At 70.4% G+C, this 24,987-nt stretch carries 21 protein-coding genes; all 21 read right to left on the bottom strand.

Translation table 11 applies throughout. The annotated features are described in order from the left end of the window. Nucleotides 1-10: 10 nt before the first annotated feature. Nucleotides 11-646, bottom strand: a complete 636-nt coding sequence (locus ABZ716_RS13300; protein ID WP_358958677.1) for a response regulator transcription factor — start codon at nucleotides 644-646, stop codon at nucleotides 11-13. Then, nucleotides 643-1,776: a sensor histidine kinase gene (locus ABZ716_RS13295; RefSeq protein WP_358958729.1), complete on the bottom strand. Its 1,134-nt coding sequence runs from the start codon at nucleotides 1,774-1,776 to the stop codon at nucleotides 643-645. The genes ABZ716_RS13300 and ABZ716_RS13295 overlap by 4 nt, the downstream gene beginning before the upstream one ends. A gap of 32 nt (nucleotides 1,777-1,808) precedes the next feature. Further along, a complete protein-coding gene (locus ABZ716_RS13290; RefSeq protein ID WP_358811060.1) occupies nucleotides 1,809-2,561 on the bottom strand; it encodes an ABC transporter permease in 753 nt (250 codons plus the stop codon). Beyond that, nucleotides 2,558-3,517, bottom strand: a complete 960-nt coding sequence (locus ABZ716_RS13285; protein WP_358811061.1) for an ABC transporter ATP-binding protein — start codon at nucleotides 3,515-3,517, stop codon at nucleotides 2,558-2,560. Before ABZ716_RS13285 ends, ABZ716_RS13290 begins: the two co-directional genes overlap by 4 nt. A 160-nt stretch (nucleotides 3,518-3,677) precedes the next feature. Then, nucleotides 3,678-5,657, bottom strand: coding sequence for a hypothetical protein (locus tag ABZ716_RS13280; RefSeq protein ID WP_358958674.1), 1,980 nt, complete (start codon nucleotides 5,655-5,657; stop codon nucleotides 3,678-3,680). Between the two features lie 357 nt (nucleotides 5,658-6,014). Continuing rightward, entirely contained in the window at nucleotides 6,015-6,398 is a 384-nt protein-coding gene (locus ABZ716_RS13275; protein WP_358811063.1) for a DUF6113 family protein, read from the bottom strand. Further along, nucleotides 6,395-7,300 (bottom strand): N-acetyl-1-D-myo-inositol-2-amino-2-deoxy-alpha-D-glucopyranoside deacetylase, encoded by a 906-nt coding sequence (mshB, locus tag ABZ716_RS13270; protein WP_358958671.1) that lies wholly within the window; start codon nucleotides 7,298-7,300, stop codon nucleotides 6,395-6,397. Before mshB ends, ABZ716_RS13275 begins: the two co-directional genes overlap by 4 nt. A 22-nt stretch (nucleotides 7,301-7,322) precedes the next feature. Further along, entirely contained in the window at nucleotides 7,323-7,517 is a 195-nt protein-coding gene (locus ABZ716_RS13265; protein WP_007266329.1) for a hypothetical protein, read from the bottom strand. 359 nt (nucleotides 7,518-7,876) lie between these two features. After that, nucleotides 7,877-8,938: a dipeptide ABC transporter ATP-binding protein gene (locus ABZ716_RS13260; protein WP_358958669.1), complete on the bottom strand. Its 1,062-nt coding sequence runs from the start codon at nucleotides 8,936-8,938 to the stop codon at nucleotides 7,877-7,879. Continuing rightward, entirely contained in the window at nucleotides 8,931-9,905 is a 975-nt protein-coding gene (locus ABZ716_RS13255; RefSeq protein WP_358958666.1) for an ABC transporter ATP-binding protein, read from the bottom strand. Before ABZ716_RS13255 ends, ABZ716_RS13260 begins: the two co-directional genes overlap by 8 nt. A 15-nt stretch (nucleotides 9,906-9,920) precedes the next feature. Then, nucleotides 9,921-10,925, bottom strand: a complete 1,005-nt coding sequence (locus ABZ716_RS13250) for an ABC transporter permease (protein ID WP_358958664.1) — start codon at nucleotides 10,923-10,925, stop codon at nucleotides 9,921-9,923. Beyond that, nucleotides 10,918-11,841, bottom strand: coding sequence for an ABC transporter permease (locus tag ABZ716_RS13245; protein WP_358958662.1), 924 nt, complete (start codon nucleotides 11,839-11,841; stop codon nucleotides 10,918-10,920). The genes ABZ716_RS13250 and ABZ716_RS13245 overlap by 8 nt, the downstream gene beginning before the upstream one ends. 34 nt (nucleotides 11,842-11,875) lie before the next feature. Continuing rightward, nucleotides 11,876-13,507: an ABC transporter substrate-binding protein gene (locus ABZ716_RS13240; protein ID WP_358958660.1), complete on the bottom strand. Its 1,632-nt coding sequence runs from the start codon at nucleotides 13,505-13,507 to the stop codon at nucleotides 11,876-11,878. A 106-nt stretch (nucleotides 13,508-13,613) separates the two neighbouring features. After that, nucleotides 13,614-14,555, bottom strand: coding sequence for a GNAT family N-acetyltransferase (locus ABZ716_RS13235; RefSeq protein ID WP_358958658.1), 942 nt, complete (start codon nucleotides 14,553-14,555; stop codon nucleotides 13,614-13,616). A 77-nt stretch (nucleotides 14,556-14,632) separates the two neighbouring features. Next, nucleotides 14,633-16,258 (bottom strand): ABC transporter substrate-binding protein, encoded by a 1,626-nt coding sequence (locus tag ABZ716_RS13230; protein ID WP_358958655.1) that lies wholly within the window; start codon nucleotides 16,256-16,258, stop codon nucleotides 14,633-14,635. 151 nt (nucleotides 16,259-16,409) lie between these two features. Then, on the bottom strand, nucleotides 16,410-17,555 hold the full coding sequence (locus ABZ716_RS13225) for a dipeptide ABC transporter ATP-binding protein (protein ID WP_351882963.1): 1,146 nt from the start codon (nucleotides 17,553-17,555) through the stop codon (nucleotides 16,410-16,412). After that, complete coding sequence (locus tag ABZ716_RS13220) at nucleotides 17,548-18,603, bottom strand: ABC transporter ATP-binding protein (protein WP_358958652.1); 1,056 nt, start codon at nucleotides 18,601-18,603, stop codon at nucleotides 17,548-17,550. The genes ABZ716_RS13225 and ABZ716_RS13220 overlap by 8 nt, the downstream gene beginning before the upstream one ends. Before the next feature lie 18 nt (nucleotides 18,604-18,621). Next, complete coding sequence (locus ABZ716_RS13215) at nucleotides 18,622-19,548, bottom strand: ABC transporter permease (RefSeq protein ID WP_351882967.1); 927 nt, start codon at nucleotides 19,546-19,548, stop codon at nucleotides 18,622-18,624. Between the two features lie 28 nt (nucleotides 19,549-19,576). Beyond that, entirely contained in the window at nucleotides 19,577-20,500 is a 924-nt protein-coding gene (locus ABZ716_RS13210; RefSeq protein ID WP_351882969.1) for an ABC transporter permease, read from the bottom strand. Between the two features lie 182 nt (nucleotides 20,501-20,682). Beyond that, complete coding sequence (locus ABZ716_RS13205) at nucleotides 20,683-22,329, bottom strand: peptide ABC transporter substrate-binding protein (RefSeq protein WP_351882971.1); 1,647 nt, start codon at nucleotides 22,327-22,329, stop codon at nucleotides 20,683-20,685. A gap of 455 nt (nucleotides 22,330-22,784) precedes the next feature. After that, nucleotides 22,785-24,689, bottom strand: coding sequence for a translational GTPase TypA (gene typA / locus ABZ716_RS13200; protein ID WP_351882973.1), 1,905 nt, complete (start codon nucleotides 24,687-24,689; stop codon nucleotides 22,785-22,787). Between the last annotated feature and the right edge of the window lie 298 nt (nucleotides 24,690-24,987).

Genomic DNA, 24,987 nt, shown 5'->3' with positions numbered 1-24,987 from the left:
GCGCCCGGGGCTAAAGCCAGCCCTTTTCGCGGGCCACGCGGACCGCCTCGGCGCGGTTGCGGGCGGCCAGCTTCTGGATGGCCGTCGAGAGGTAGTTGCGGACGGTGCCCTGGGAGAGGGAGAGGGCCGCCGCCAGTTCGGCGTTGGTCGCGCCGTGTTCGGCGGCGCGCAGCACCTCCCGTTCCCGCTCGGTGAGCGGGTTCGCGCCCTCCGCCAGGGCGGCGGCCGCGAGGCCGGGGTCGATGACGCGCTCGCCCGCGAGGACCTTGCGCACCGCCTCCGCGAGCTCCGCCGCCGGGGCGTCCTTGACCAGGAACGCCGACGCGCCCGCTTCCATCGCCCCGCGCAGGTAGCCGGGGCGGCCGAAGGTGGTCACGATCACGATCTTGAGGGCCGGGAGGGCGAGGCGCAGGGCCTTGGCCGCCTCGATGCCCGTCATACCGGGCATCTCGATGTCCAGCAGGGCCACGTTCACGTCGTGGGCGAGGGCCGCCGCCAGGACCTCGTCGCCCCGTGCCACCTGGGCCAGGACCTCGATGTCCGGCTCCAGTCCGAGGAGGGCGGCGAGGGCTTCCCGGACCATGGACTGGTCCTCCGCCAGGAGGATGCGGATGGGGGCCGGCGCGGCGTCGGTGGCGTGCGTCATGACGGGGATCCTAGGGGGACGCGCGCCAGCAGCCGGAAGCCGGTCCGGCCCGCGGGGCCCGCCCACAGCGTCCCGCCGACCGCCTCCAGACGTTCCGTCAGGCCCGTCAGGCCGTTGCCGGGGACCGCCGCGCCGCCCGCGCCGTCGTCGGTCACCGACAGCTCCAGGACCGGTCCCGCGAGGGTCTGCCGGGTCGTCAGGGCCACCGTGCAGCGGGTGGCGCCGCTGTGCCGGACCACGTTGGTCACCGCCTCGCGCAGCGACCAGGCCAGCGCGCACTCCGGCTCTTCCGGAACCTCGTCGGTGAAGTCCGCGGGCAGGTCGGCCCGTACCCCGGCCGCGGCCAGGGCCGTCCGGGCGCCCGCGAGCTCGCCGGGCAGGGTCGGCCGCCGGTAGCCGCTGACGGCCTCCCGTACGTCGACCAGCGCCTGCCGGGAGACCTTCTCGATGTCCGCCACCTGCTGGGCGGCCCGGTCCGGGTGGTCGGGCAGCATCCGGCCGGCGAGCTCGCTCTTGAGCGTGATCAGCGACAGCGAGTGGCCCAGCAGGTCGTGCAGGTCACGGGCCATCCTCAGGCGTTCCTCGTTCGCCGCGAGCTGCGCCACCGTGGCCCGGGCCTGCCGGAGCTCGATGGTGGTCCGGATCATCTCGCGGACCCCGACCATCGCGAACCCGCCCATCAGGGCCGGGATCAGCAGCCCGGCCAGGTAGGCGTCGCCGCCCGGCACCGTGAGGGCCAGCGCCGTCAGGATCGCCGTCGCGCCCGGGACCGTCAGGCGCGAGAGCCTCAGCGGCAGGGCGGCTCCGGAGGCGATGGAGACGTAGACGAACAGCACCAGCCACTCGCGTCCCAGGGCCAGCGAGAGCACCGACGCCTCCGCGCTGAGCACGGCCAGCGACAGCAGGACCGGCCGCACCGGCTTCTGCTGGTCGGGGCGGAACACCAGCCGCAGGTACCAGACGACGAAGCCCAGCAGCCCCAGCCCGCCCAGCACCCGGGCACCGGTGCTGTGCCCCCCGCTCACCAGGTCGGTGACGGGGGCACTGAGGTAGAAGAGCCAGATGAGGATCCAGAGGCTCTTGACCACCTTGTGGACGGTCTTGTCGGGTGCCCGGACGCTGCGGCCCACGCCCTCGGTGTCGTGCGTCAGCCCCACGGTCCCTACGCCTTCAGTGAGTCCTTGCGGTACAGCCAGGCGGCCGCACCGGTGAAGAGTACGAAGTACCCCACGAGGATCGCCACGTCCTTGGCCTGCGGGGCGCCGCCCAGCTCGATGGCCTGGCCGAGACCCGCGTAGGCGTGGGTCGGCAGCCACTCGCAGATGTTCTGGAGCCACTGCGGGAAGGCGGCGGTGGGCATCCACAGGCCCCCGAGGATCGACAGGGCGAAGTAGAACAGCATGCTCAGCGGCCGGACGTTGTCGGCGCCGGCGAGGTAGCCGATGGCCACGCCCAGGGCCGCGAAGACGAGGCTGCCGGCCCAGATGGAGCCGGTCAGGGCGAGCCACTGCCAGAGCTCGAAGCGGACGCCCTTGGCGACGGCGGCGACGAGGAAGACCACGAGGATGGCCGGCAGCGAGAGCACGCCCGCGCTGGCCGTCTTGCCGAGCACGTAGCCGTGGCCGGGCAGGGCGGTCAGGCGCAGCTGGCGCACCCAGCCGGCCTCCCGCTCCTTGGCGATGCGTTCGGCGTTGCCCACCAGGACGGCGGTCAGGGCGCCGAAGGAGGCCATGGCGACCATGTAGAAGGCGGGCATGGTCAGTTCGGTGCCCATGACCTTGGTGGTCCCGTCGAGGGTGCCGCCGAGCATCAGGAAGAGGGCCGCCGGGTAGAGCAGCGTGAAGAAGATGTACTTCTTGTTCCGCAGGGCGCGGCTGATCTCCAGCCTGATCAGGTTCAGCGTTCCGGTGTTCATGAAGCGTGGGCCTCCTCGGCCTCGGTCAGGGCGATGAATGCCTGCTCCAGGCCCAGGCCCGCGACCTCCAGGTTGCGGGGGTAGAGCCCGAGGGCGTACACGGCGTGGACGGTGGCGTCGGCGTCGCGCGACTGCAGGCGCACGGTGGAGCCGTTGACCTCGAAGGAGGTCAGGGCCGGCAGGGCGCGCAGGATCTGCTGGTCGATCACGCCGTCGAGGTCGAAGGCGACCTTGCGGGCGCCGGCCTTGGCCTTGATCTCGGCGGCGGTGCCGTCGGCGAGGAGCCGGCCCTTGTTCAGGACCAGGACCCGGTCGGCGATCGCGTCCGCCTCTTCCAGGTAGTGGGTGGCGAACAGGACCGTACGGCCCTGGGCGGCCTGCTCGCGCATGGTGGCCCAGAAGGCGTGGCGGGAGGTGACGTCCATGCCGGTGGTCGGCTCGTCCAGGATGATCAGGTCGTTGTGTCCGGCGGTGGCGAGGGCGAAGCGCACGCGCTGCTCCTGGCCGCCGGAGAGCTTGTTGACCATGCGCCCGGCGATCTCCGTGACGCCGGCGCGGGAGAGCACCTCGTCGACCGGGTACGGGCGGGGGTGCAGGGCGCAGCCGAGGCTGACGAGCTCGCGCACGGTCACCTCCTCCATCAGGCCGCCGCTCTGGAGCATGGCGCCGACCCGGCCGGCCGCGATCGCCTCGCGGGGCGTGGTGCCGAAGAGGCTCACGGTGCCGGAGTCGGCGGGGCGCAGGCCCAGGAGCAGGTCGAGGGTGGAGGACTTGCCGGCGCCGTTGGGGCCGAGGAGGGCGACGGTCTCGCCCGGGTGGAGGTCGAGGGTGAGTCCGTCGACGGCCCGGACCTGCCCGTAGTTCTTGGTCACCTGTCGGAAGCTCACCACGGGGCTGTCGCCGCCGGCGTGTGCGGGTCCGGGGGCTCCGGACTGCGTCGCGGTCGTCGTCTTCATGCACCGAGCTTCTCCCGGACGGGGGTGCGCGCGGCAGTGTCCTGTGTCGTGGGAGCGGGATGACAGATGTCATGGCCAGGGCATGACGTCGCCGGTCAGGTAGACGCGCGGAGCCCCTCCCGGCGCTCCCGGGAGGGGCTCTGCGCGGCCTGGTGGAGCCTCAGTTGGCGTTGGTGTCGATCGTCACGACCCGCTCGGCGGGGGTCTTGCCGACCAGGCCCTTGCCGAGGGCGCCCACGACGTCCTGCGGGGTGACCGGGGTCTTCGCGCCGGTGCCCCGGGTGATCAGGACCCCGTCGAAGGCGTTGCCGTAGGTGGCCTTGAGGGCCTCCAGGTCGTACTTCTCGACGAGCTTGCCCTGGACGGGCGCCATGCTGAGGATCTTCGGCAGGGACTTGGCGCCGAAGGCCAGGGACTTGGTTCCCGCCTTGACGGTCACGGGGGCGGACATGGCCGGCTCCGCGAACTCCTTCATCGCCCGGTTCAGTTCCGCCTGGGTGATGGTCGGTTCCTTGGTGGCCGTGGGGAGTTCGACGGGGGCCGCCTTGCCGTTGGCGACCAGCTCGCGGAACGCCTTGGTGACCCGGTCCACGGAGCCGTCGACGTCCAGGCTGGTGCCGGCCTTGCCGGGGACCGCGACGGGCTTGCCGGTCTCGAAGGTGATGGTGCCCTCGGTGGCGGTGCCGGCGGTGCCGGAGAGCTCCTGGAGGGAGACCTTCAGCTTCTCCTCGTCCACCGGCATGACGGCGGTGGCCGTGCGCTCCACGCCGAAGAGCGACCCGATGACGGTGACCGGGTTGTAGTCGCTGCCGGCGGCGTTGCGGACGGTGGTCTGGCCGTCGAGGGTCAGGCCGGCCTTCTCGGGCTTCAGCTCGACGGTCTTGCCGCCGACGGTGAGCTGGAGCGGGGTGGCGGAGCGCTTGCCGAAGGCCGTCTGGAGCTTGGCCACGGCGTCGTCGCGGCTGCCGCTGATGTCGACGCCGAGGACCTTGGTGCCCTTGGGGATGTCGGAGTGGTTCATCAGCAGACCGGCGCCGTAGGCCACGGCCACGAGGGTGAGGAGGCCGCCGCCGAGCAGGACCAGCTTGGAGCGGCCCTTCTTCTTGGCGGGCTTGGCGGACGGGGCCTTCTTGCCGGACTTCCCGGCGGGCGCGGGCGTCGGCAGGGGCGGCCGGGGGCCGGGCGGCGGGGCGGCCGGGCCGGGGAAGGGGCCGGCCGGGCCGGTGGTCTCCGGGGCCTCGGGGCCGGGCCAGCGCGGGGCCTCGCCGGCGCCCGGCGGGACGGTGCCCAGCGCGGGGCCGCCGGTGGGGCCGGAGGGCTCGGTGAAGGCGGGGAACGCCTCGGTGGACGGGCCCGCGTCGTACGCCGCGTACCCCTGGGCGGAGCCCGCGCCGGGGCCGCCGGCGCCGGGGGCGGGCGCGAAACCGGCGCCCGCGCCGGTACGGGGGGCGGGCGCGGGGGGCTGCGGGCGGCCGGGGGCGGCCGGGGGCGCGAACCCGGCGCCGGTGCCGGGGCCGGGGCCACCGTCGAGGCCGCCGCGCGGGCCGCCGCCGGGGCCGTTGCCCGTACCGCCGCGCGGGCCACCGCCGGGGCCGCCGTCGAAGTCACCGCGCGGGCCGTTGCCCGGGACGCCGCCGGGGGCGTTGCGCGGGGCGTTGGCGGGGGCGGGCGCCGAGGAGCCGTAGCTGGCGGCGGGTGCCGGGGCCGCGGGGGCGGGCGGGGGCGTCGCCGCCTTGCGCGGGGCGAACCAGCCGGCGCCCGACGACCCCTCGCCGGAGGCCGGGCCCTGCCCGGGCGCGGACTCCTGGGCCGCGGGCCGCGACGGCAGGCCGGTGCGCGCCGGGGCCGGGGAAGGGGCCTGCCCGCGCGGGGCGGGCGCCTGGCCGCGGCCGGAGTCCTGGCCGCGGGCGGGGGCCTGGCCGCGCGCCGGGTCCTGGCCCCGGGCGGGCGCCTGGCCGCGCGGGGCGGGCTCGGGCTCGGCGGAGCCGGCGGAGGGCTCCGCGGGGGCGTCCTTCACCGGCTTGCGGACGACCACGGGCGGGATCGGCCGCGAACCCGGGATGTTGATCCGGATCCGGGTCGTCAGGGTGGTCTCGGTCTTCGGCCCGTCGGTGTCGGGCGTGGACGGGTTCGACGTCACAGGGTTCTCCTCCGGGGCGGTCTCCGCGCCAGGCCGGGGCGGCAGGGACGTGGGCGCGGACTGGCCGGTTCCATACGGCGGCGTACCCGAGGGGTAGGCGGCTCCACCGTGCCCTTGGGGCCCGGGGGACGGACTGTCAGTTTCACGACTCAAGGCAGGTTCTCCCGGTTGGCTCCGCCGCCCGCGTGCCGTGCGCGGGCAGCTCGGCGGCCCGTCCACCATACTGGCCGCCGCGCGGACGCAACTGTCCCCGGGGAATGAAAGGTTCCTCTTAGCCTTCCGGACCCCCTCCCCCAAGGGCCCGTCAAACCCCCGCAACCCGCCCGCGATCGGGGGGCGAGCAGCTCCGGCGACCCGTCAACCGCGCGGTTTCGCGGCCGAAACCGGCGGTTCCACCGGACCGCGCATCGTGGCACAGATCACAGCGACCGCACTTCCGCCCAAAAGGTATGCGTACATACCGATTCCGGCGGAACCCAGCAGGAAGTCACCTTCGGGACGCGGGACACCAAGAAGGACGTACGAGAGGAACCAGCCGGCCGCCGCGACGCCCACGCCCAGCCCGCCGCCGAGGGCGATCCGGGCGCCGAGGAACAGCCCGGCGAGGGCCAGTACGGCGAGCAGCAGCCCGGCCGGGAACCACAGGTCCACCACGAGCCAGCCGGCCAGGCCGGTGAGGACGCCCGCCGCAAGCAGGCCCAGCAGGGCGGCGATCCGCCCCGGGGTCATGGCTGTGGTCACGCCTCCACCCCCGCGAACAGGTCCCGCTCGCGCGTCCCGGCCGGGGCTCCCGGCTCCCCCACGGCCAGCTCGTAGAACTCGCGGGCGAACAGGGGCTGGGCCAGGTCGTTCGAGAGGGCGAAGAAGGGGCCGTCCACGGCGATCTGGGTCGCGTGCGCCCGCATGGCGGCCGCCTTGGCCTCCACCAGCCGCCGCTCGCCCTCCGCGTCGCCGATCTCGGCGGTGATCCGCGCGTCGGGAACCACACCGGGCACGTCGGCGGCGGTGGCCAGGCCCGGGAAGGGCAGCGCGTCGCCCAGCTCGCGCAGCCGCGCGAAGCCCTCCTCCACCACGGAGAGCGGGACCCGGTTCCAGTAGACCTTCGCGATGGTGTGCGGGGCGCCGAGCCCGGGGCGGTAGGCGGGGTCGGCGGCCAGCTCCGCCGCGCGCATGGCGACGCGGTGGGCCTGGATGTGGTCGGGGTGGCCGTAGCCGCCGTCCGGGTCGTAGGTGACGAGGACCTGCGGGCGCAGTTCCCGGATGACCTCGACGAGGTGCCCGGCCGCCTCGTCCACGCCGGCGGACCAGAAGGCGCCGGGGCGGGTGTTCTGCGGGGCGCCCATCATCCCGGAGTCGCGGAAGCGGCCGGCGCCGCCGAGGAAGCGGTGGTCGGTGACGCCGAGCTCCTTCATGGCGGCGGCGAGCTCGCCGGCCCGGAAGGGGCCGAGGGTGTCCTCGCGGTCCGGGGCGAGGTGGGCCAGCCCGGGCGGGATGACCTCGCCCTCCTCGCCGAGGGTGCAGGTCACGAGCGCGACGTGGGCGCCCTCGGCCGCGTACTTGGCCATGGTGACGCCGTTGTTGATCGACTCGTCGTCCGGGTGCGCGTGCACGAGGAGCAGACGGCGGGCGGGAAGACCGTTCATGGGCCCAGCCTACGAGCAGGTCCTACAGCTTGAGGCCACTGATCATGCTCGCCACGTTCGACGTGAGCTGGCTGAGGGTGGGAGCCACGGTCGAACTCGCCAGGTAGAACCCGAGCAGTACACAGACGAACGCGTGCCCCGCCTTCAGGCCCGACTTGCGGACCAGAAGGAAGACGACGATCGCCAGCAGCACCACGGCCGAGATCGATAGTGCCACGGCGTTTCACCTCCACGTCGAGCGGACATCGGTACGCGTACTCGTGCTCGGCGATTCATACCCACCGTGCGCTACGGATCATAACTATCCGTACCAGCGCATCGGTCGAATTCCGGCAGCACGAGGGGCGCATACCGCGCACACCCGGGGGCGTGCCGGGGTCAGGCGGGGCGGTCCGGGGGCTCGCGGCCGTATCCCGCCCGGGCGACGGGGCCGGGAACTCGGGGCAGATCGGTCAAGTCGCCCTCGGAAGCAGGCTGTTGGACCGACAGCCTGGGGTCCCGCGTCCGGTGTTCCGGGTGGCTGGAAATGATCGCTCCCGGGCGCGTCGCCCCCGTCCGGAATCGTTCGAACAGCGCCTACCCCTCCGTCAGCGGCGCGGGGGGCGGAGGGAGTTCCCCGGTGGCCGGGACCACCCGCCGCTCGGCGGCGAAATGGCAGGCCGAAGGGTGGGCCGCGGGCCCGGGCGGCAGCCACGCCGGGACGGCCAGCGGCGGTACCTCCGTGGCACAGCGGGATTCGGCCTTCCAGCAGCGGGTGCGGAAGGGGCAGCCCGAGGGGGGGTTGGCCGGGGACGGTACGTCGCCGGAGAGCAGGATCCGGTCCCGGTGGGCGCGCGCGTCGGGGTCGGGCACCGGGACGGCGGAGAGCAGGGCCTGGGTGTAGGGGTGGGTGGGGTGGTCGTAGATCTGGGCGTCGGTGCCCGTCTCCACGATCCGACCGAGGTACATGACCCCGACGCGGTCGGAGATGTGCCGGACGATCGAGAGGTCGTGCGCGATGAAGACGTAGGACAGCCCGAAGTCGTCCTGGAGGCGGCCCAGCAGGTTGATCACCTGGGCCTGGACGGAGACGTCGAGGGCGGAGACCGGCTCGTCCGCGACGATGACCTCGGGCTGGAGCGCCAGGCCCCGGGCGATGCCGATGCGCTGGCGCTGGCCGCCGGAGAACTGGTGCGGGTAGCGGTTGATGTACTCCGGGTTCAGGCCGACGACGTCCAGGAGCTCCTGGACCTTGCGCCGCCGGTCGCCCTTCGGGGCCACCTCGGGGTGGATCTCGTACGGCTCGCCGATGATGTCGCCGACCGTCATGCGCGGGTTCAGCGAGGTGTACGGGTCCTGGAACACCATCTGGATGTTGCGGCGCACGGCCTTGAGGGCCCGGCCCGACAGCTTGGTGATGTCCTCGCCCTTGTACGAGATGACCCCGGCGGTCGGGCGTTCCAGGTGGACCAGCATCTTGGCGACGGTGGACTTCCCGCAGCCGGACTCGCCGACGATGCCGAGGGTCTCGCCGGCCGCGAGCCCGAAGGAGACCCCGTCGACGGCCTTGACCGCGCCGGTCTGCCTCTTGAACAGGACGCCCTGGGTGAGGGGGTAGTGCTTGACGAGGTCGCGGACCTCCAGGAGGGGCTCAGGCATCGAGGCACTCCCTCCAGAAGAAGCAGGCGCTGGCCCGGCCGGGGCCGGCGGCCGCGAGCGGCGGGACCTCGGTGCGGCAGACGGGCCGGGCCATCGGGCAGCGCGGGTTGAAGGCGCAGCCGGGCGGGATGGCCAGCAGGTTCGGGGGCAGGCCCTTGATGGCGTAGAGCTCCTGTCCCTTCTGGTCCAGGCGCGGGATCGAGTCGAGCAGGCCCCGGGTGTAGGGGTGCGCGGGTGCCTTGTAGAGGGAGTGGACGGGGGCGGACTCCACGATCCGGCCCGCGTACATGACGGCGATCTTGTCGGCCACGTCGGCGACGACACCGAGGTCGTGGGTGATCAGGATCAGCCCCATGCCGAGTTCGCGCTGGAGCTCGGCGAGCAGGTCCATGACCTGGGCCTGGACGGTGACGTCGAGGGCGGTGGTGGGTTCGTCGGCGATGATCAGAGAGGGTTCCAGGGCCAGCGCCATGGCGATCATGATGCGCTGGCGCATACCGCCGGAGAACTGGTGCGGGTAGTCGCCCACGCGCTGGCGGGCGGCGGGGATCTTCACCCGGTCCATCAGCTCGACGGCTCTGGCGCGGGCGTCCTTGCGCGACATCCCGCGGTGGACCTCGTACATCTCGCCGAGCTGGGCGCCGACGCTGAGGACGGGGTTGAGGGAGGACAGGGCGTCCTGGAAGATCATCGCCATGTCGGCGCCGCGGATCCTCCTGCGCTCGTCCTCCTTGGTCTTCAGCAGGTCCTTGCCCTTGAAGAGGATCTCGCCGCCCGCGATCCTGCCGGGCGGCGTGTCGAGGATCCCCATCACGGCCTGGGCCGTCACCGACTTCCCCGAGCCGGACTCCCCGAGCACGGCGAGCGTCTCGCCCTCGTCCACCGCGTAGCTCACCCCGTTGACGGCCCGTGCGATCCCGTCGCGGGTGGTGAACTCCACGTGCAGGTCGCGGACTTCGAGCAGCATCTGGCGGCTCACTCCTCAGCGCAGCTTGGGGTCGAGGGCGTCGCGGACCGCGTCGCCGAGCATGATGAAGGCGAGCACGGTCAGGCTCAGGGCCCCCGCGGGCCACAGCAGCATGTGCGGGGCGTTGCGGATCTGGGGGGCGGCGTTGGAGATGTCGATGCCCCAGGAGACGGTGGGCGGACGCAGGCCCACGCCGAGGAAGGACAAGGTGGCCTCCAGGGCGATGTAGGTGCCCAGCGCGATGGTGGCGACGACGATGACGGGTGCGACGGCGTTGGGCGCGACGTGGCGCAGCAGCATCCGGGTGTTGCCGGCGCCGAGGGCCCGGGCGGCCTGGACGTAGTCGTTCTGTTTGGCGGTGATCACCGAGCCGCGGGCGATACGGGCCAGCTGCGGCCAGCCGAGCAGCACGATGAAGCCGACCACCGGCCAGACGGTGGTACTGGTGATGACGGACAGGAAGACGAGCCCGCCGAGGACGACCGGGATCCCGAAGAAGATGTCCGCGACCCGGGAGAGCAGGGCGTCGCTCCAGCCGCCGAAGAACCCGGCGAACCCGCCGAGCGCGGAGCCGAGCAGGGCGGCGCCCAGGGTGGCGCAGATGCCGACGGTGATGGAGGCGCGGGCCCCGTACACGGTGCGGGTGTAGACGTCGCAGCCCTGGGTGTCGTAGCCGAAGGGGTGTCCGGGGGCGCTGCCCTGCTGGGACTTGGACAGCTCGCAGTGGAGCGGGTCGCCGCTCGCGATGAGCTGGGGCCAGATCGCGATGATGACGAGGAAGACGATGAGCAGGGCGGAGAGCACGAAGACGGGGTTGCGGCGCAGCTGGTGCCAGGCGTCGGACCCCAGCGAGCGGGCCCGCTCCCGGGGTCCGGCGGCGCCGGGGCCGCCCGGGGGCTGCTCCAGGCTTTCGGCCTCCTCCAGCGCGAGGTCCATGGCACCTCCCTGCCCGGTCGGGGCGATCGCCTCGCCTTCGGCCGGCTTCAGCGGGTCGTAGGGCTGTGGCTCGTGTTCAGGCATAGCGGATCCTCGGGTCCAGGACCGCGTAGAGCAGGTCGACGAGCAGGTTCGCCAGGAGGAAGACGATGACGAGGATGGTCACGAAGCCCACGACGGTGGGCGAGTTGCCGCGCAGGATGCCCTGGTAGAGCTGGTAGCCCACGCCGTGGATGTTGAAGATCCGCTCGGTGATGATGGCGCCGCCCATCAGGGCGCCGATGTCGGTCCCGATGAAGGTGACCACCGGGATGAGGGAGTTGCGCAGCAGGTGGCGGGTGATGACCCGGCGGCGCGGCAGGCCCTTGGCCACGGCGGTGCGCACGTAGTCGGCCTTGACGTTCTCGGCGATGGAGGTCCGCGAGAGCCGGGTGACGTAGGCGAGGGAGACCAGCGCGAGGACCAGGCCCGGCAGGAGCAGCTCGTCGAAGGGGGCGTCCGGGGAGACGGTGGGGCGGACCCAGCCCCATTGGACGCCGAAGAGGAACTGGAGCACGTATCCGGTGACGAAGGTGGGCACGGAGATCACCACGAGGGTGGCCACCAGCAGGCTGGTGTCGACGGCCTTGCCCCGGCGCAGTCCGCCGACCACGCCGAGGGTGATGCCGACGAGGACCTCGATGAGGATCGCGACGCAGGTCAGCCGGAGGGTGACGGCGAAGGCGCTGCCCATCAGCTCGGTGACCTCCTGGCCGTTGAAGGCGGTGCCGAAGTCTCCCTGGAAGATCTGCCCCATGTAGTGGACGTACTGCTCCCACAGGGGGCGGTCGAGGTAGAGGTCCTTGCGGATGCGGGCGACGGTGGCGGGGTCGGGGGCCTTGTCCCCGAAGAGGGCCGCCACCGGGTCGCCGAGCGCGTAGACCATGAAGAAGATCAGGAAGGTGCTGCCGATGAACACGGGGATCATCTGGAGCAGCCGCCGGATCACATAACGTCCCATTCGGGCTCCGGGGTGTCGGGCGCTGCGGCGGGGCTCAGCTGACCTTGATCTCGTTGTAGACGGGGACGCTGAACTGGTTCAGGGCGACGTCGGAGATCCGCTCGGAGTGCCCGGCGCTGCCGTTCTGGTACCACAGGGGGATGGACGGCATCTGCTCGGCGAGGATCTTCTCGGCGTCCTGGAACTTCCCCACGGCCTTGGCGGTGTCGCTCTCCTGGTTGGCCTCGTCGACGAGCCGGTCGAAGTCCGGGTTGCTGAACTTGCCGTAGTTGGAGGAGGCGCCCGTGTAGTAGAGCGGCTGGAGGAAGTTCTGGATGAGCGGGTAGTCGGCCTGCCAGCCGGAGCGGAAGGGGCCGGTGAGCTTGAAGGCGCTCTGCTGGTTGCGGAAGTCGGCGAAGGTGCCGATGGGGTTGACGGTGCAGACGGGGCCTTCGCCGAGGGCGTTGTTGACGCTGTTGCAGACGGCTTCCATCCAGTCGCGGTGGGAGCCGGTGTCCACGTTCGAGGTGAGGGTCATCTTGCCGCCGGGCAGACCGCCGGCCTCCTGGATGAGGGCCTTGGCCGCCTTGGGGTTGAACGTGCAGGCTTCGCCGCAGAGCGTGGAGCTGAAGCCGCCCTTCTCGCCGAGGGCGGGCGAGGTCCAGTCCTTGGCCGGGGTGCGGGTCTCCCGGAAGATCTGCTCGGTGATCTCTTCGCGGTTGATGGCCATGGAGATGCCGCGGCGGACCTTCTCCATGCCCTCCTTGCCCCACTGGGGGTCGTACTGGGGGAAGGTGAGGGTCTGGATGATGAGGGCCGGCTGGTTGATGTAGCGGTCGCCGAGGTCGTTCTTGACGTTCTTCAGCTGCTGCGCCGGGACGTCGTCGACGAGGTCGAGGTTGCCGGAGATCAGGTCGGTGTAGGCGGTGTTGTTGTCGGTGTAGACCTTGAGGTCCACGCCGCCGTTCTGCGCCTTATCCTCCCCGGGGTAGCCGTCCCACTTGCGCAGCTTCATGCCGGTGCCCTTGGTGTAGGAGTCTACCGTGTACGGGCCGTTGCCGACGGGCTTGTCCAGCCAGGCGGTGTGGTCGGTGAAGAACGCCTTGGGCAGGGGGGAGAACGCCTGGTAGCCGAGGGTCTCGGGCCAGGTGGAGAACTTCGTCTTCAGGGCGACGGTGAAGGTCTTGGGGTCCTTGACCACCAGCCCGGACATGGTCTTCGCCTTGGGTTCCCCGGAGGCGGGGTGCACGTCGGCGTAGCCCACGATGGAGGAGAAGAAGGTCGCGTTGTTCTGCTTGTTGCGCACGTCGGCCGCGTAGTTCCAGGCGTCGACGAAGGACTGGGCGGTGACCGGTTCGCCGTTGCTGAACTTCCAGCCGTCCTTCAGGGTGATGGTGAAGTGCTGGCTGTCGGTGGTCTCGATCTTGTCGGCGACCATGTTGCGGGCCTCGCCGGTCTTGGCGTCGTAGCGCTTGAGGCCCCGGAAGAGCATGTCGAGGACCTTGCCGCCCTGCACCTCGTTGGTGTTGGCCGGCTCCAGGGGGTTCTGCGGGTCGCCCCAGGAGGAGCTGACGATCCCCGCCGCACCACCGCCCCCGCCGCTGTCGCTCCCGCCGCCGCAGGCCGTCGCCGCGAGGGCGACGGCCACCGCACATGCGGCCCACTGGGCGTGGGTGGCTCCGCGCATGGACTGCCTCCTAGGGGTCCCAAGACTCACTTAGGGGCAATGTCACCCCATGGAGGGCTGCTTTCCTTTCCGGTCGGCCGTTTTGCACCCTCGCGTCCCCCGCGTGTCACCCCTGGGGGTGCAAAGCCAGGTCCCAGGTGTCGACGGCGTAGTGCGGGGCCATCCCGTGCGCCTCGTAGAGGGCCAGGGCACCGGTGGCGTTGAGGGTGTCCACGCCCAGGCCGACGGTGCCCCGGCCGCGGGCGGCGTAGACGGCGAAGGCGTGGCGCAGCAGGAACCGGCCGAGGCCCCGGCCGCGCAGCTCCTCCCGTACGCCGAGGCGGCTGATCCACCCCATGCTGGTGCGGTCGTCACGGGTGAGGAGGACGGCCGCGTCGTCCTGTCCCGGCAGGCTCGCGATCCACACCAGCGACCAGTCGAGGCCGCGGCCGCCGAGGTGGTCCAGCCATGCCTCGTACGGGCGCGCGGTGTGGCCGAAGTGGGCGGCGAAGGTGTCCTCGACGAGGGCGTGGGCGCGGCGGCGGTCGGCCGGGTCGGCGGCGCAGTCGCGCAGGGTCACCCCGGCGGGCGGCTCGGGGGGCAGGTCGGCGGCGGGGCTGAGGGCGCGGGTCAGCACCTGGTGGCGGCGCACGCTGCGGTAGCCGCGTGCGGTGAGGAGGGAGAGGTCGAGGGTGGGCCGGGTGTTGAGCTGGATGCGCAGCCGGGCGCCGGGTGCGCCGCCGGCCAGGGCGCGGGCGCGGGCCTCCATCAGCTGGAGCAGTCGCAGGGCGGCGCGGCCGCGGCCGGGCAGGACGCAGTGGTCGCCGTCGATCCTGCCGGGTGCGGAGTCGGCACAGACGAGGGCGTAGCCGACGGGGCGGCCGCCCTGGAGGGCGAGCCAGGAGTCGGTGGCCAGGTCCACGCCGGGGTGGTTGAGCTCGGCCTCGACGCTGCCGAGGTCGGTCTCGGGCCGGCCGATCTCGGCGCGGTCGACGGCGTTGAGCAGGGCGCAGAGGTCCGGGGCGTCCCCGGGACCGGCGGGGCGGACGGTCAGCGTGTCGCGGGCCATCCGCCCACTGTCGGCCGCCGCGGAGGGCGGCCGCAAGCGGCTTTCCCGCCCCCGGCCGGGTGGGGGCGGGGCGGGACTCAGGTGCGCTGGACGTTCGCGAGGTCCATCCGGCCCTGGGCGTCGACCTCGACGTGCGTGACGTCCTTGGAGTAGGCGGCGGCGGACATGTACGTGAACACCGGGATGTACGGGAGGTCCCGGATGACGATGTCGTCGGACTTCTGGTAGAGCTTGAGGCTGTCGGCCGGGTCGGTGGACCGGTCGGCGGCGGCGAGGGCCGCCTCGAACTCCTCGCTCCGGTAGTGCCCGAAGTTGGAGCCGTTGGCGAGGGCCTCCTTGGAGAAGACCGGACGCAGGTAGTCCTCGGCCGCCGGGTAGTCCATGGCCCAGCCCGTGCGGAAGGCGCCCTGGAACTTCTGCGACTTCACCTCGTTCAGCAGGTCGCCTATCTTGGGGAAGGGCTTGGGGGTGACCTCGATGCCCAGGTTGGTCTTCAGCTGGGCGGCGACCGCCTCGATCCACTCCTTGTTGTCGCTGTCGGCGTCGTAGCCGAGTTCCATCCTGTTGCCGGGGATGCCGCCGGCGCGCTGGAACAGCTCCCTGGCCTTGACGGGGTTGAACAGGCCCGCCTCGCCCAGGGCGCCCTTGCGGTAGCCGGGCACGATGGGGCTGATGAAGTCGTCGGCCGGCTTGCGGGTGCCGTTGAAGATGGTCTTGGCGATGGCGTCCCGGTCGATCGCCATCGAGATCGCCTTGCGGACGTCCACCTTGTCGAACGCCTCGGAGTCGGCCTCCAGCGGCAGGCCGATGTAGCCGATGGAGGCTTCCGGCTTGTAGATGTAGCGCTCGCCGAACTCCTCGGAGACGGTGGGCAGCGCGGTCACCGGCAGCTTGTCGACGATCTGGAGCTTGCCCGCCTGGAGGTCGCTGTAGGCGGCGTCGAGGTTGTCGTAGATCCTGAAGGTGACCCCGTCGAGCTTGGCCCGTCCGTCGCTGGGGTACTTGGCGTACTTCTTGACCTTGATCTGCTTGTTGTGCTCCCAGCGGCCGTCCATCTGGAACGGGCCGTTGCCGATCGGCGCCTCGCCGAACTTCTGCGGGTCCGCCTCGAACGCCTTGGGCAGCGGGTAGAAGGCGTTATAGCCCAGCATGGTCTTGAACTGGGAGAACGGCGCCTTCAGCGTGACGACGAAGGTCTTGCTGTCGACGACCTTCAGACCCTTGAGCTCCTTGGCGGTGGGGGTCTTCCCCTTGCCCGGGGCGAGCTCGTCGGAGCCCTCGATCTTGGAGAAGAAGCCCATCGCCTCGGCGTTGTTCTCCTGGTTGGCACCCCAGTTCCAGGCGCGGACGAAGGACTGGGCGTCGACCTTCTCGCCGTTGTGGAAGGTGTAGCCGTCCTTGAGCTTGATCGTCCAGGTCCGGGAGTCCGTCGTCTCGATGGACTCGGCGACCGCGAGCTTGGGCTCGCTGGTCTTGTCGTCGTACGCGACCAGGCCCGTGAAGAGCGCGTGGAGCACCTCGGCGCCCTCGGACTCGGCGGTGGTCTGGCCCACCAGGCCGTGCTGCGGCTCGCTCAGCCGCACGCTGATCTGGCCGCCCATCCGGCCGGCGGCGGCCGGGTCGTCAGCGGCGCCGCAGCCGGTGGCGGCCGTCGCCAGCACGACGGCGCAGGCGGCCCATCGGGCGCGGGTTGCTCCACGCATGGGAAATTGCCTCCTCAGGAGTCACTGTCGATGTGCTCGTGAGCCGACGCTCCCCACAGCGTTGGACCCCCTAGAACATACCTGAGCACCTCCAACGCCGACCGGGCACGGCCGCGAACGGCCGTGCCCGGTCAGGGGTGCGCGCAGGGGATCAGACGGGCAGGATCGTCTTCTCCTCGGCGAAGTGGCACGCGGACTCGTGCGCCGCCTCGGTGTCCTGGCCCTTGAAGCGCTCCGGGACCGCCAGCAGCGGGACCTCGGTGGAGCAGATGTCCTGCGCCTTCCAGCAGCGGGTGCGGAAGCGGCAGCCCGACGGCGGGTTGGCCGGGGACGGGACGTCACCGGTCAGGATGATCCGCTCACGGCCCTCGCGGGCCGACGGGTCCGGCACCGGCACCGCGGAGAGCAGCGCCTGGGTGTACGGGTGGGTGGGGTGGTCGTAGATCTGGGCGTCGGTGCCGATCTCGGCCATCTTGCCCAGGTACATGACGCCCACGCGGTCCGAGATGTGCCGGACGATCGAGAGGTCGTGCGCGATGAAGATGTAGGACAGGTTGTACTCGTCCTGCAGCTTCGCCATCAGGTTGATGACCTGCGCCTGCACCGACACGTCGAGCGCGGAGACCGGCTCGTCGCAGATGATGATCTCGGGCTGGAGCGCGAGGCCGCGGGCGATGCCGATGCGCTGGCGCTGGCCGCCGGAGAACTGGTGCGGGTAACGGTTGATGTACTCCGGGTTCAGGCCGACGACGTCCAGGAGCTCCTGGACCTTGCGCCGCCGGTCGCCCTTCGGGGCCACCTCGGGGTGGATCTCGAAGGGCTCGCCGATGATGTCGCCGACCGTCATGCGCGGGTTCAGCGAGGTGTACGGGTCCTGGAACACCATCTGGATGTTGCGGCGCACGGCCTTGAGGGCCCGGCCCGACAGCTTGGTGATGTCCTGGCCCTTGTAGAAGACCTCGCCGGACGTCGCCGTCTCCAGCAGCATCAGCAGCTTGGCGACGGTCGACTTGCCGCAGCCGGACTCGCCGACGATGCCGAGGGTCTCGCCCTGGTGCAGGTCGAAGGAGATCCCGTCGACCGCGCGGACGGCGCCGATCTGCTTCTTGAACAGGATGCCCTGGGTCAGCGGGAAGTGCTTGACCAGGTTGCGCACCTGCAGGATCGGCTCGCCGCGCTCGACGGGAGCCTCGATGGCGGCCACGGCCGCCGTCTCGGTCGCCGCCTCGACGACCTCGACCTCGCTGATACCGGGGGTGGCGTCCACGGCGTCATCCTTCTTGTCCAACTCAGCCATGGAGCTGCTCCTCCCAGAAGTGGCAGGCGCTGCCGCGGCCGACCAGCTCGGAGCCGTCCTGTTCGGTCACCGGCAGCAGGGCCGGGACCTCGGTACGGCAGATGTCCTGCGCCTTGGGGCAGCGCGGGTTGAAGGCGCAGCCCGAGGGGGCCTTCAGCAGGTTGGGCGGCAGACCCTTGATCGCGTAGAGCTCCTGGCCCTTCTGGTCCAGGCGCGGGATCGAGTCCAGCAGACCACGGGTGTACGGGTGCGCGGGGCGCTGGTACAGCTCGTGGACCGGAGCCTGCTCGACGATGCGGCCCGCGTACATCACGGCGATCTTGTCCGCGACGTCGGCGACGACGCCGAGGTCGTGGGTGATCAGGATCAGGCCCATGTTGTACTCGCGCTGCAGGTCGGCCAGCAGGTCCATGACCTGGGCCTGGACCGTCACGTCGAGCGCCGTGGTGGGCTCGTCCGCGATGATCAGGTCCGGCTCCAGGGCGAGCGCCATCGCGATCATGATGCGCTGGCGCATACCGCCCGAGAACTGGTGCGGGTAGTCGTTGACCCGGCTCCTGGCCGCGGGGATCTTCACCCGGTCCATGAGCTCGATCGCCTTGGCCTTGGCGTCCTTCTTCGACATGCCCTGGTGGACGCGGAACATCTCGCCCAGCTGGTTGCCGACGGAGTACACCGGGTTCAGCGCGGACAGCGCGTCCTGGAAGATCATCGCCATCTTCGGACCGCGCAGCTTGCGCCGCTCGCTCTCCGGAAGCTTGAGGATGTCCTCGCCGCGGAAGAGGATCTCTCCCTTGGCCACCCGCCCGGGGGGCGAGTCGAGGATGCCCATGATCGCCTGCGCGGTCACGGACTTGCCGGAGCCCGACTCGCCGAGGACGGCCAGGGTCTCGCCGGAGGAGACGCTGTAGTTCACGCCGTTGACGGCCTTGACGACGCCTTCACGGGTCGCGAACTCGACGTGCAGGTCGCGCACTTCGAGTACGGGCACCTCGGCGTCCCCGGCCTTCCGGGGGGACGCGTCTGCGGTGATGCTTGAAGCAGTCATTTCGGTGGTGCCGCCCTTCTAGCGCAGCTTCGGGTCGAGGGCGTCGCGGAGCCCGTCACCGACGAATACGAAGCCAAGGACCGTCAGCACGATCGCGATGCTGGGGTAGGTCCACAGGAAGTCCTTGACCCCCATGAAGTCCTTGGCGGCGGCGAGCATGTTGCCCCACTCCGGGACCTCGGGGCTGACGCCCACGCCCAGGAAGGACAGCGAGGCTTCCGCCACGATGGCACCGCCGACGCTGAACGCGGCGTAGGCCATCACGGCGGCGATGGAGTTGGGAATGATGTGCCGCAGGATGATCCGGCGGGTGTCCGCGCCCAGGGCGCGGGCGGCCAGCACGTAGTCGGCCTCGCGGACCGACAGGATCGAGCTGCGCAGCAGACGGGAGACCGTCGGCCAGGAGAAGATCGCCAGCGAGATGATGACCGGCATCACGCCGCGCCCCATCACGATGATGATGACGATGGCACCGATCAGCAGCGGGAAGGCGAAGAAGACGTCGGCGATGCGCATCAGCACCGAGTCGGTGGCGCGGCCGAAGTAGCCGGCCAGGGCGCCGATGACGATGCCGATGAGGCAGGCCAGGAAGATCGACGCGAGACCGATCTCGACGGCGATGCGGGTGCCGTAGATGATGCGGGAGAACTGGTCGCGGCCGAGGGAGTCGGTGCCCAGCAGGTGGCCGTTGCCCGGGTCCTGAAGGGTGTTGGTCAGGTCCTGGGCCAGCGGGTCCTGCGGCGCGATCAGCGGAGCGAAGATCGCGGTCAGGAACAGCAGCAGGACGAGGCCGAGGCCGACGACGGCCAGCTTGTTGGCGAGGAAGCGGTGGCGGATCTCGCCCCACTGGGTCACGCGGGCGATGGCCGGTTCGGCCTCCGCGTTCGCGCCCTTCGCCGGCGCGATCGCGTCCCCCACCGATGTGCTCTTGGTGAGCTCGGTCATGGGTAACTCCTAGAACGGGCTGCCTGGATCAGGCGAGACGGATGCGCGGGTCGAGGACCGCGTACAGAAGGTCGACGAGGAGGTTCAGCAGGACGAACACGGCGACGCCGAAGCTCACCACGCCGATGATGATCGGGTTGTTCTGCTGCTGGACCGCCTGGACCAGGGCGAGCCCGATGCCGTCCCAGTTGAAGATCGCCTCGGTGATCAGGGCGCCACCGAGCAGCGAACCGAAGGAGATACCCAGGTAGGTGACGACCGGGATGATCGAGTTGCGCATGACGTGCTTGACGAGCACGGTCCGCCGCGGCAGACCCTTGGCGACGGCCGTCTTGACGTAGTCGGCGCGCAGCACCTCCAGCATGGTGCCGCGCATGAGCCGCGCCACGAGGGCGGCGTCGAGGATCGCCAGCGTGAAGGCGGGCAGGATCAGCGACTTCACCGTGCCGTCGGAGATCAGCGGGACCCAGTCGAGCTGGATCACGAAGACCTTCTGGAACACCATGCCGATCACGAAGGACGGGAAGCCGACGGCCATGGTGGTCAGGAGCGTGATCAACACGTCCCAGAAGGAGTATCTGAACAGCGCGGCGATCAGACCCGCGAGCAGGCCGATCAGGATGTCCAGGACGATGGCCGCCAGCGCGAGCTGCGCGGTGTTCGCGAGCTTCGGCGCGAGGACCTCGGTCACCGGCCGGCGCTGGGTGTAGTCCTCACCGAGGTCACCCTGCGCGAGGTTCTTGACGAAGTTCCCGTACTGCACGGGCAGCGGGTCATTGAGGCCGTAGCGCTCGCGGAGCGCCTCGACCACGGCCGGGTCACGGGCCTTGTCACCACCGAGCGAACCCACCGGGTCGCCGGGGAGCACGAAAAGACAGCAGAAGAGAATAACCGTCGCACCGAAGAGAACGACAACCATCTGTCCGAGCCGCCGGATCACATATCTTCCCACGATGCCTCCTTCACATACCGAGCGTGGGGGGTTGGCGGCTTCATCCGATCGGGAGATTGGCCGCATCCGGGCGCGGATCGACGACACAGAGGGGTGCGCCCGGGACTGGGCGAAGGCCGTGGGGGCCGAAGTAGTGACTCCGGGCCCCCACGACCTTCGCCTACCTGTTGATGAGGAGGCTCTTACTTGGCCGAGATCTCAGCGAGGTTCGGGTCCTCGAAGAAGTCCAGCTGGATGTTGTCGAACTTGTCCGTGGCCGCGAGGCGGAACTGGGTGCGCTTCCACAGCGGGATGAGACCCTGCTCGTCGTCGACCGCGAGCTTCTCGGCCTCCTTGTAGACCGCGGCGCGGGCCGCCGGGTCCTTGGTGCCACGGGCCTTGGCGATCAGCTCGTCGAACTTCGGGTTGTTGTAGCGGCCGCGGTTGTCACCGGACGCCTTGCCCGTCACCGGGTCCTCGTTGATCGAACCCGAGTGGAGCAGCGGGTACAGGAAGTTGTCCGGGGTCGGGTAGTCCGCGCCCCAGGCCGAACGCCACAGACCGGCGGTGCCCTTGTCGTTCTGCTGGGCCAGCGCCTCCTTGAACGGCTTGCCGTTCAGCTTGACGTCGAGGCCGAGGACGTCCTTCAGCTGCTGCGCGACGGCCTGGACCCACTCCTCGTGGCCCGCACCGGTGTTGTAGCCGAAGTCCAGGACGGTGCCCGGCTTCAGGCCGCCCTTCTCCGCGTACTGCTTGGCCTTCTCCTTGTCCTGCTTGACGCAGGAGGAGCAGACGCCGTCCTGGTAGGTGTCCGCGAAGGACGGCGGCAGGACGGAGGTGGCGGGCTTCTGCATGCCCTGGAAGACGCCCTTGGCGATGGCGTCCCGGTCGATCGCGTACGAGATCGCCTTGCGCGCGTCGGGGTTGTTCAGCGGCGCGACCTGGTTGAAGGCGACCAGGTAGTTGATGCCGCTGGTGTCGGCCTCGATCCACTGCTTCTTCGGCGCGTACTTGGTCTTGGCGACCGGCAGCTGCGGCGTGGGCATACGGGCCCAGTCGAACTGGCCCGACTGGAAGCCCTGGTACTCCAGCGTGGAGCCGTTGGCGGCGTTCAGGATCGACATCTCGACCTTGCCGAGCTTCGCCTTCTCCAGGCCGTAGTCGTCGTTACGGACGAGGGTGATGGACTTGTTGTGCTGCCACGAACCCTCCATCTTGAAGGGGCCGTTGCCGATCGGCGCGTCGTTGTACGCCTTGTTGTTGGCGGCGCCGGCGGCCTTCGGGACCGGGCTGAACGCCTGGTGCACGGTCTTCTTGTCGAACTCGAAGTCGGGCTCGGAGAGCTCGACCTTGAGGGTACCCGCGTCGGGAGCCGTCACACCGGAGAAGGTGGTGGCGGTACCGCCGTTGAGCTCCTTGTAGCCGGCGACGCCCGCGAACGGGTAGGCCACGTCGGAGGCGGAGTCCTTGGCGACCACGCGGGTCCAGCCGCGGACGAACGCCTCGGCGTCCACGGGCTCACCGTTGGTGAACTTGGTGCCCTGCTTGATCTTGAAGGTCCAGGTCTTGCCGTCGTCACTGGTCTGCACCGACTCGGCGAGTTCGGGCTTCAGCTTGCCGTCGACCGTGGCGCTGTAGAGGCCCGTGAAGAGGTTGTGCGTGACGAGAGCGCCCTCGGACTCCTGGGAGTTGGCCGGGTCGATCGCGGTGGGCTCGGTGATACCGAGGCGGAACGTACCGCCCTTGACACCGCCACTGCCGCTGTTCTTGTCGCCGCTGCTGCAAGCCGTGGCAGCCATCGCCACGATCACAGCACCCACGACCCACTTGGCGCTCGTTGCTCCGCGCATGGGTAATAGCCTCCTCAGGAGTCACTGTCGATGATGAGGGCCCGGTCCGCTGACACCCCTGACAGCGAAATCCGGTCCCGTCGTGTGTGCTCGTGAGTCGCCGCTCCCCACAGCGTGTGACCCATTGACCCGAGCTCAATGGAGCCATCCTCAGGGACACCCAGACCGTAAACCACACTTAAGTGGTCTCGTTTTCACAACATCACCGTATGGCGAAAACCCGAAATCCGGACAAACGGATAGGAGACAGACACGTGCGAAACGGACGGTTAGTTCATCTTCCGGAGCGTCACGGTCGGTATGCGGACACATGAGCGACACAATCCGTTTGACAAACGACGACGGCCCCTCCTCCCACCGGTCCGGTGGGAGGAGGGGCCGTCGTCGAACGCATGGGTTTCGGCCAGGAGCCGGCTCGCGTACCGCTGGCGTCCTACTCGCCCGCTACTCGCGTGCTACTTCGCCGACTTGGCGCGCGAAGCGGTGCGCGAGCGCTCCTTCTGGTCCAGGACGACCTTGCGGATGCGGACGGCCTCCGGGGTCACCTCGACGCACTCGTCGTCGCGGCAGAACTCCAGGGACTGCTCCAGGGAGAGCTTGCGCGGCGGGACGATCGCCTCGAACGAGTCGGCCGAGGACGACCGCATGTTCGTGAGCTTCTTCTCCTTGGTGATGTTCACGTCCATGTCGTCGGCGCGCGAGTTCTCGCCGACGATCATGCCCTCGTACACCTCGGTGCCGGGGTCGGTGAACAGGACGCCGCGCTCCTGGAGGTTGGTCATCGCGAACGCGGTGACCGCGCCGGCGCGGTCGGCGACCAGCGAACCGTTGTTGCGGGTCTGCAGGTTGCCGAACCACGGCTCGTGGCCCTCGTGGATGGAGTGGGCGATACCCGTACCGCGGGTGTTCGTCAGGAACTCGGTACGGAAGCCGATCAGACCGCGCGAGGGCACGACGAATTCCATGCGGACCCAGCCGGAGCCGTGGTTCGACATGTTGTCCATGCGGCCCTTGCGGACGCCCATGAGCTGGGTGACGGCGCCCATGTGCTCCTCGGGCACGTCGATCGTCATGCGCTCGACGGGCTCGTACGTCTTGCCGTCGACCTCCTTGGTGACGACCTGCGGCTTGCCGATGGTCAGCTCGAAGCCCTCGCGGCGCATCTGCTCGACCAGGATCGCCAGCGCGAGCTCACCGCGGCCCTGGACCTCCCAGGCGTCCGGGCGCTCGGTGTCGAGGACGCGCAGCGAGACGTTACCGATCAGCTCGCGGTCCAGGCGGTCCTTGACCTGGCGGGCGGTGACCTTGCGGTCCTTGACCGCGGCCTTGGCGTCCGCGCCCTTGCCGGTGCCGCCGCGGCCGACCAGCGGGGAGGTGTTGGTGCCGATGACCATCGAGATGGCCGGCTCGTCCACCGTGATCAGCGGCAGCGCGATCGGGTTCTCCGGGTCGGCCAGGGTCTCGCCGATCATGATCTCGGGGATACCGGCGACGGCGCAGATGTCGCCGGGACCGGCGACCTCGGCGGGCTTGCGGGTGAGCGCCTCGGTCATCATCAGCTCGGTGATGCGGACGTTGGAGACGGTGCCGTCCCGCTTGATCCACGCGACCGTCTGGCCCTTGCGCAGCTCGCCCTGCTCGACGCGCAGCAGCGCGATACGGCCGAGGAAGTTGTCGGCGTCGAGGTTGGTGACGTGGGCCTGGAGCGGCGCGTCCTCCTCGTACGTCGGGGCCGGGACGTGCGCCAGGATGGTGGAGAAGAACGGCTCCAGGCTGTCGCTGTCGGCGGGGACGGTGCCGTCCTCCGGCTTGGTCAGCGAGGCGATGCCGTCACGGCCGCAGGCGTAGACGATCGGGAACTCGATCTGGTCCTCGTCCGCGTCGAGGTCCAGGAACAGGTCGTACGTCTCGTTGACGACCTCGTCGATCCGGGAGTCGGGGCGGTCGGTCTTGTTGATGCAGAGGATGACGGGCATCCGGGCCTGGAGGGCCTTGCGGAGCACGAAGCGGGTCTGCGGCAGCGGACCCTCGGACGCGTCCACCAGCAGGACGACGGCGTCGACCATCGACAGGCCGCGCTCGACCTCGCCACCGAAGTCGGCGTGGCCGGGGGTGTCGATGATGTTGATCGTGATGGGCGCCCCGCCGTCCTTGGGGTGGTACTTCACCGCCGTGTTCTTGGCGAGGATCGTGATGCCCTTCTCACGCTCCAGGTCGTTCGAGTCCATCATGCGGTCGTCGAGGTGCTGGTGGGCGGCGAAGGCACCGGCCTGCTTGAGCATGGCATCGACGATGGTCGTCTTGCCATGGTCGACGTGGGCGACGATGGCGACGTTACGGATGTCGTGGCGCGTGGGCACTTCGGCGCTTCTCCCGGGATCGTGGATGGCGGCGCGTACGGTCCGGCACGCGAGCCTTGAGCCGGGCGGAAACCTGCCACGGCCTTACCCCATCGTACGTCGATCGGCGGGAACTGCCTGCCGGGGGGTCTGTCAAGAGGCCGGACGACTGAGGAAGGCCGGGGTGTGGGTGGGGGTCCCCGGCCGGGGTCGCGGCCTGTGTTCCTGCGGGTCAATGGGTACGCACGACCTTGCCCGCCGGGGATCCGGCGGGCAAGGAACTTGAGTCACTTCTGAGCTTGCTACCCGCGGGTCAACC

The organism is Streptomyces sp. NPDC006687, assembly GCF_040636215.1.
In the GTDB taxonomy this organism is placed as follows: Bacteria; Actinomycetota; Actinomycetes; order Streptomycetales; family Streptomycetaceae; genus Streptomyces.
Note: the sequence above shows the minus strand (reverse complement) of the source record. Positions and strands in the feature narration are given on the sequence as shown.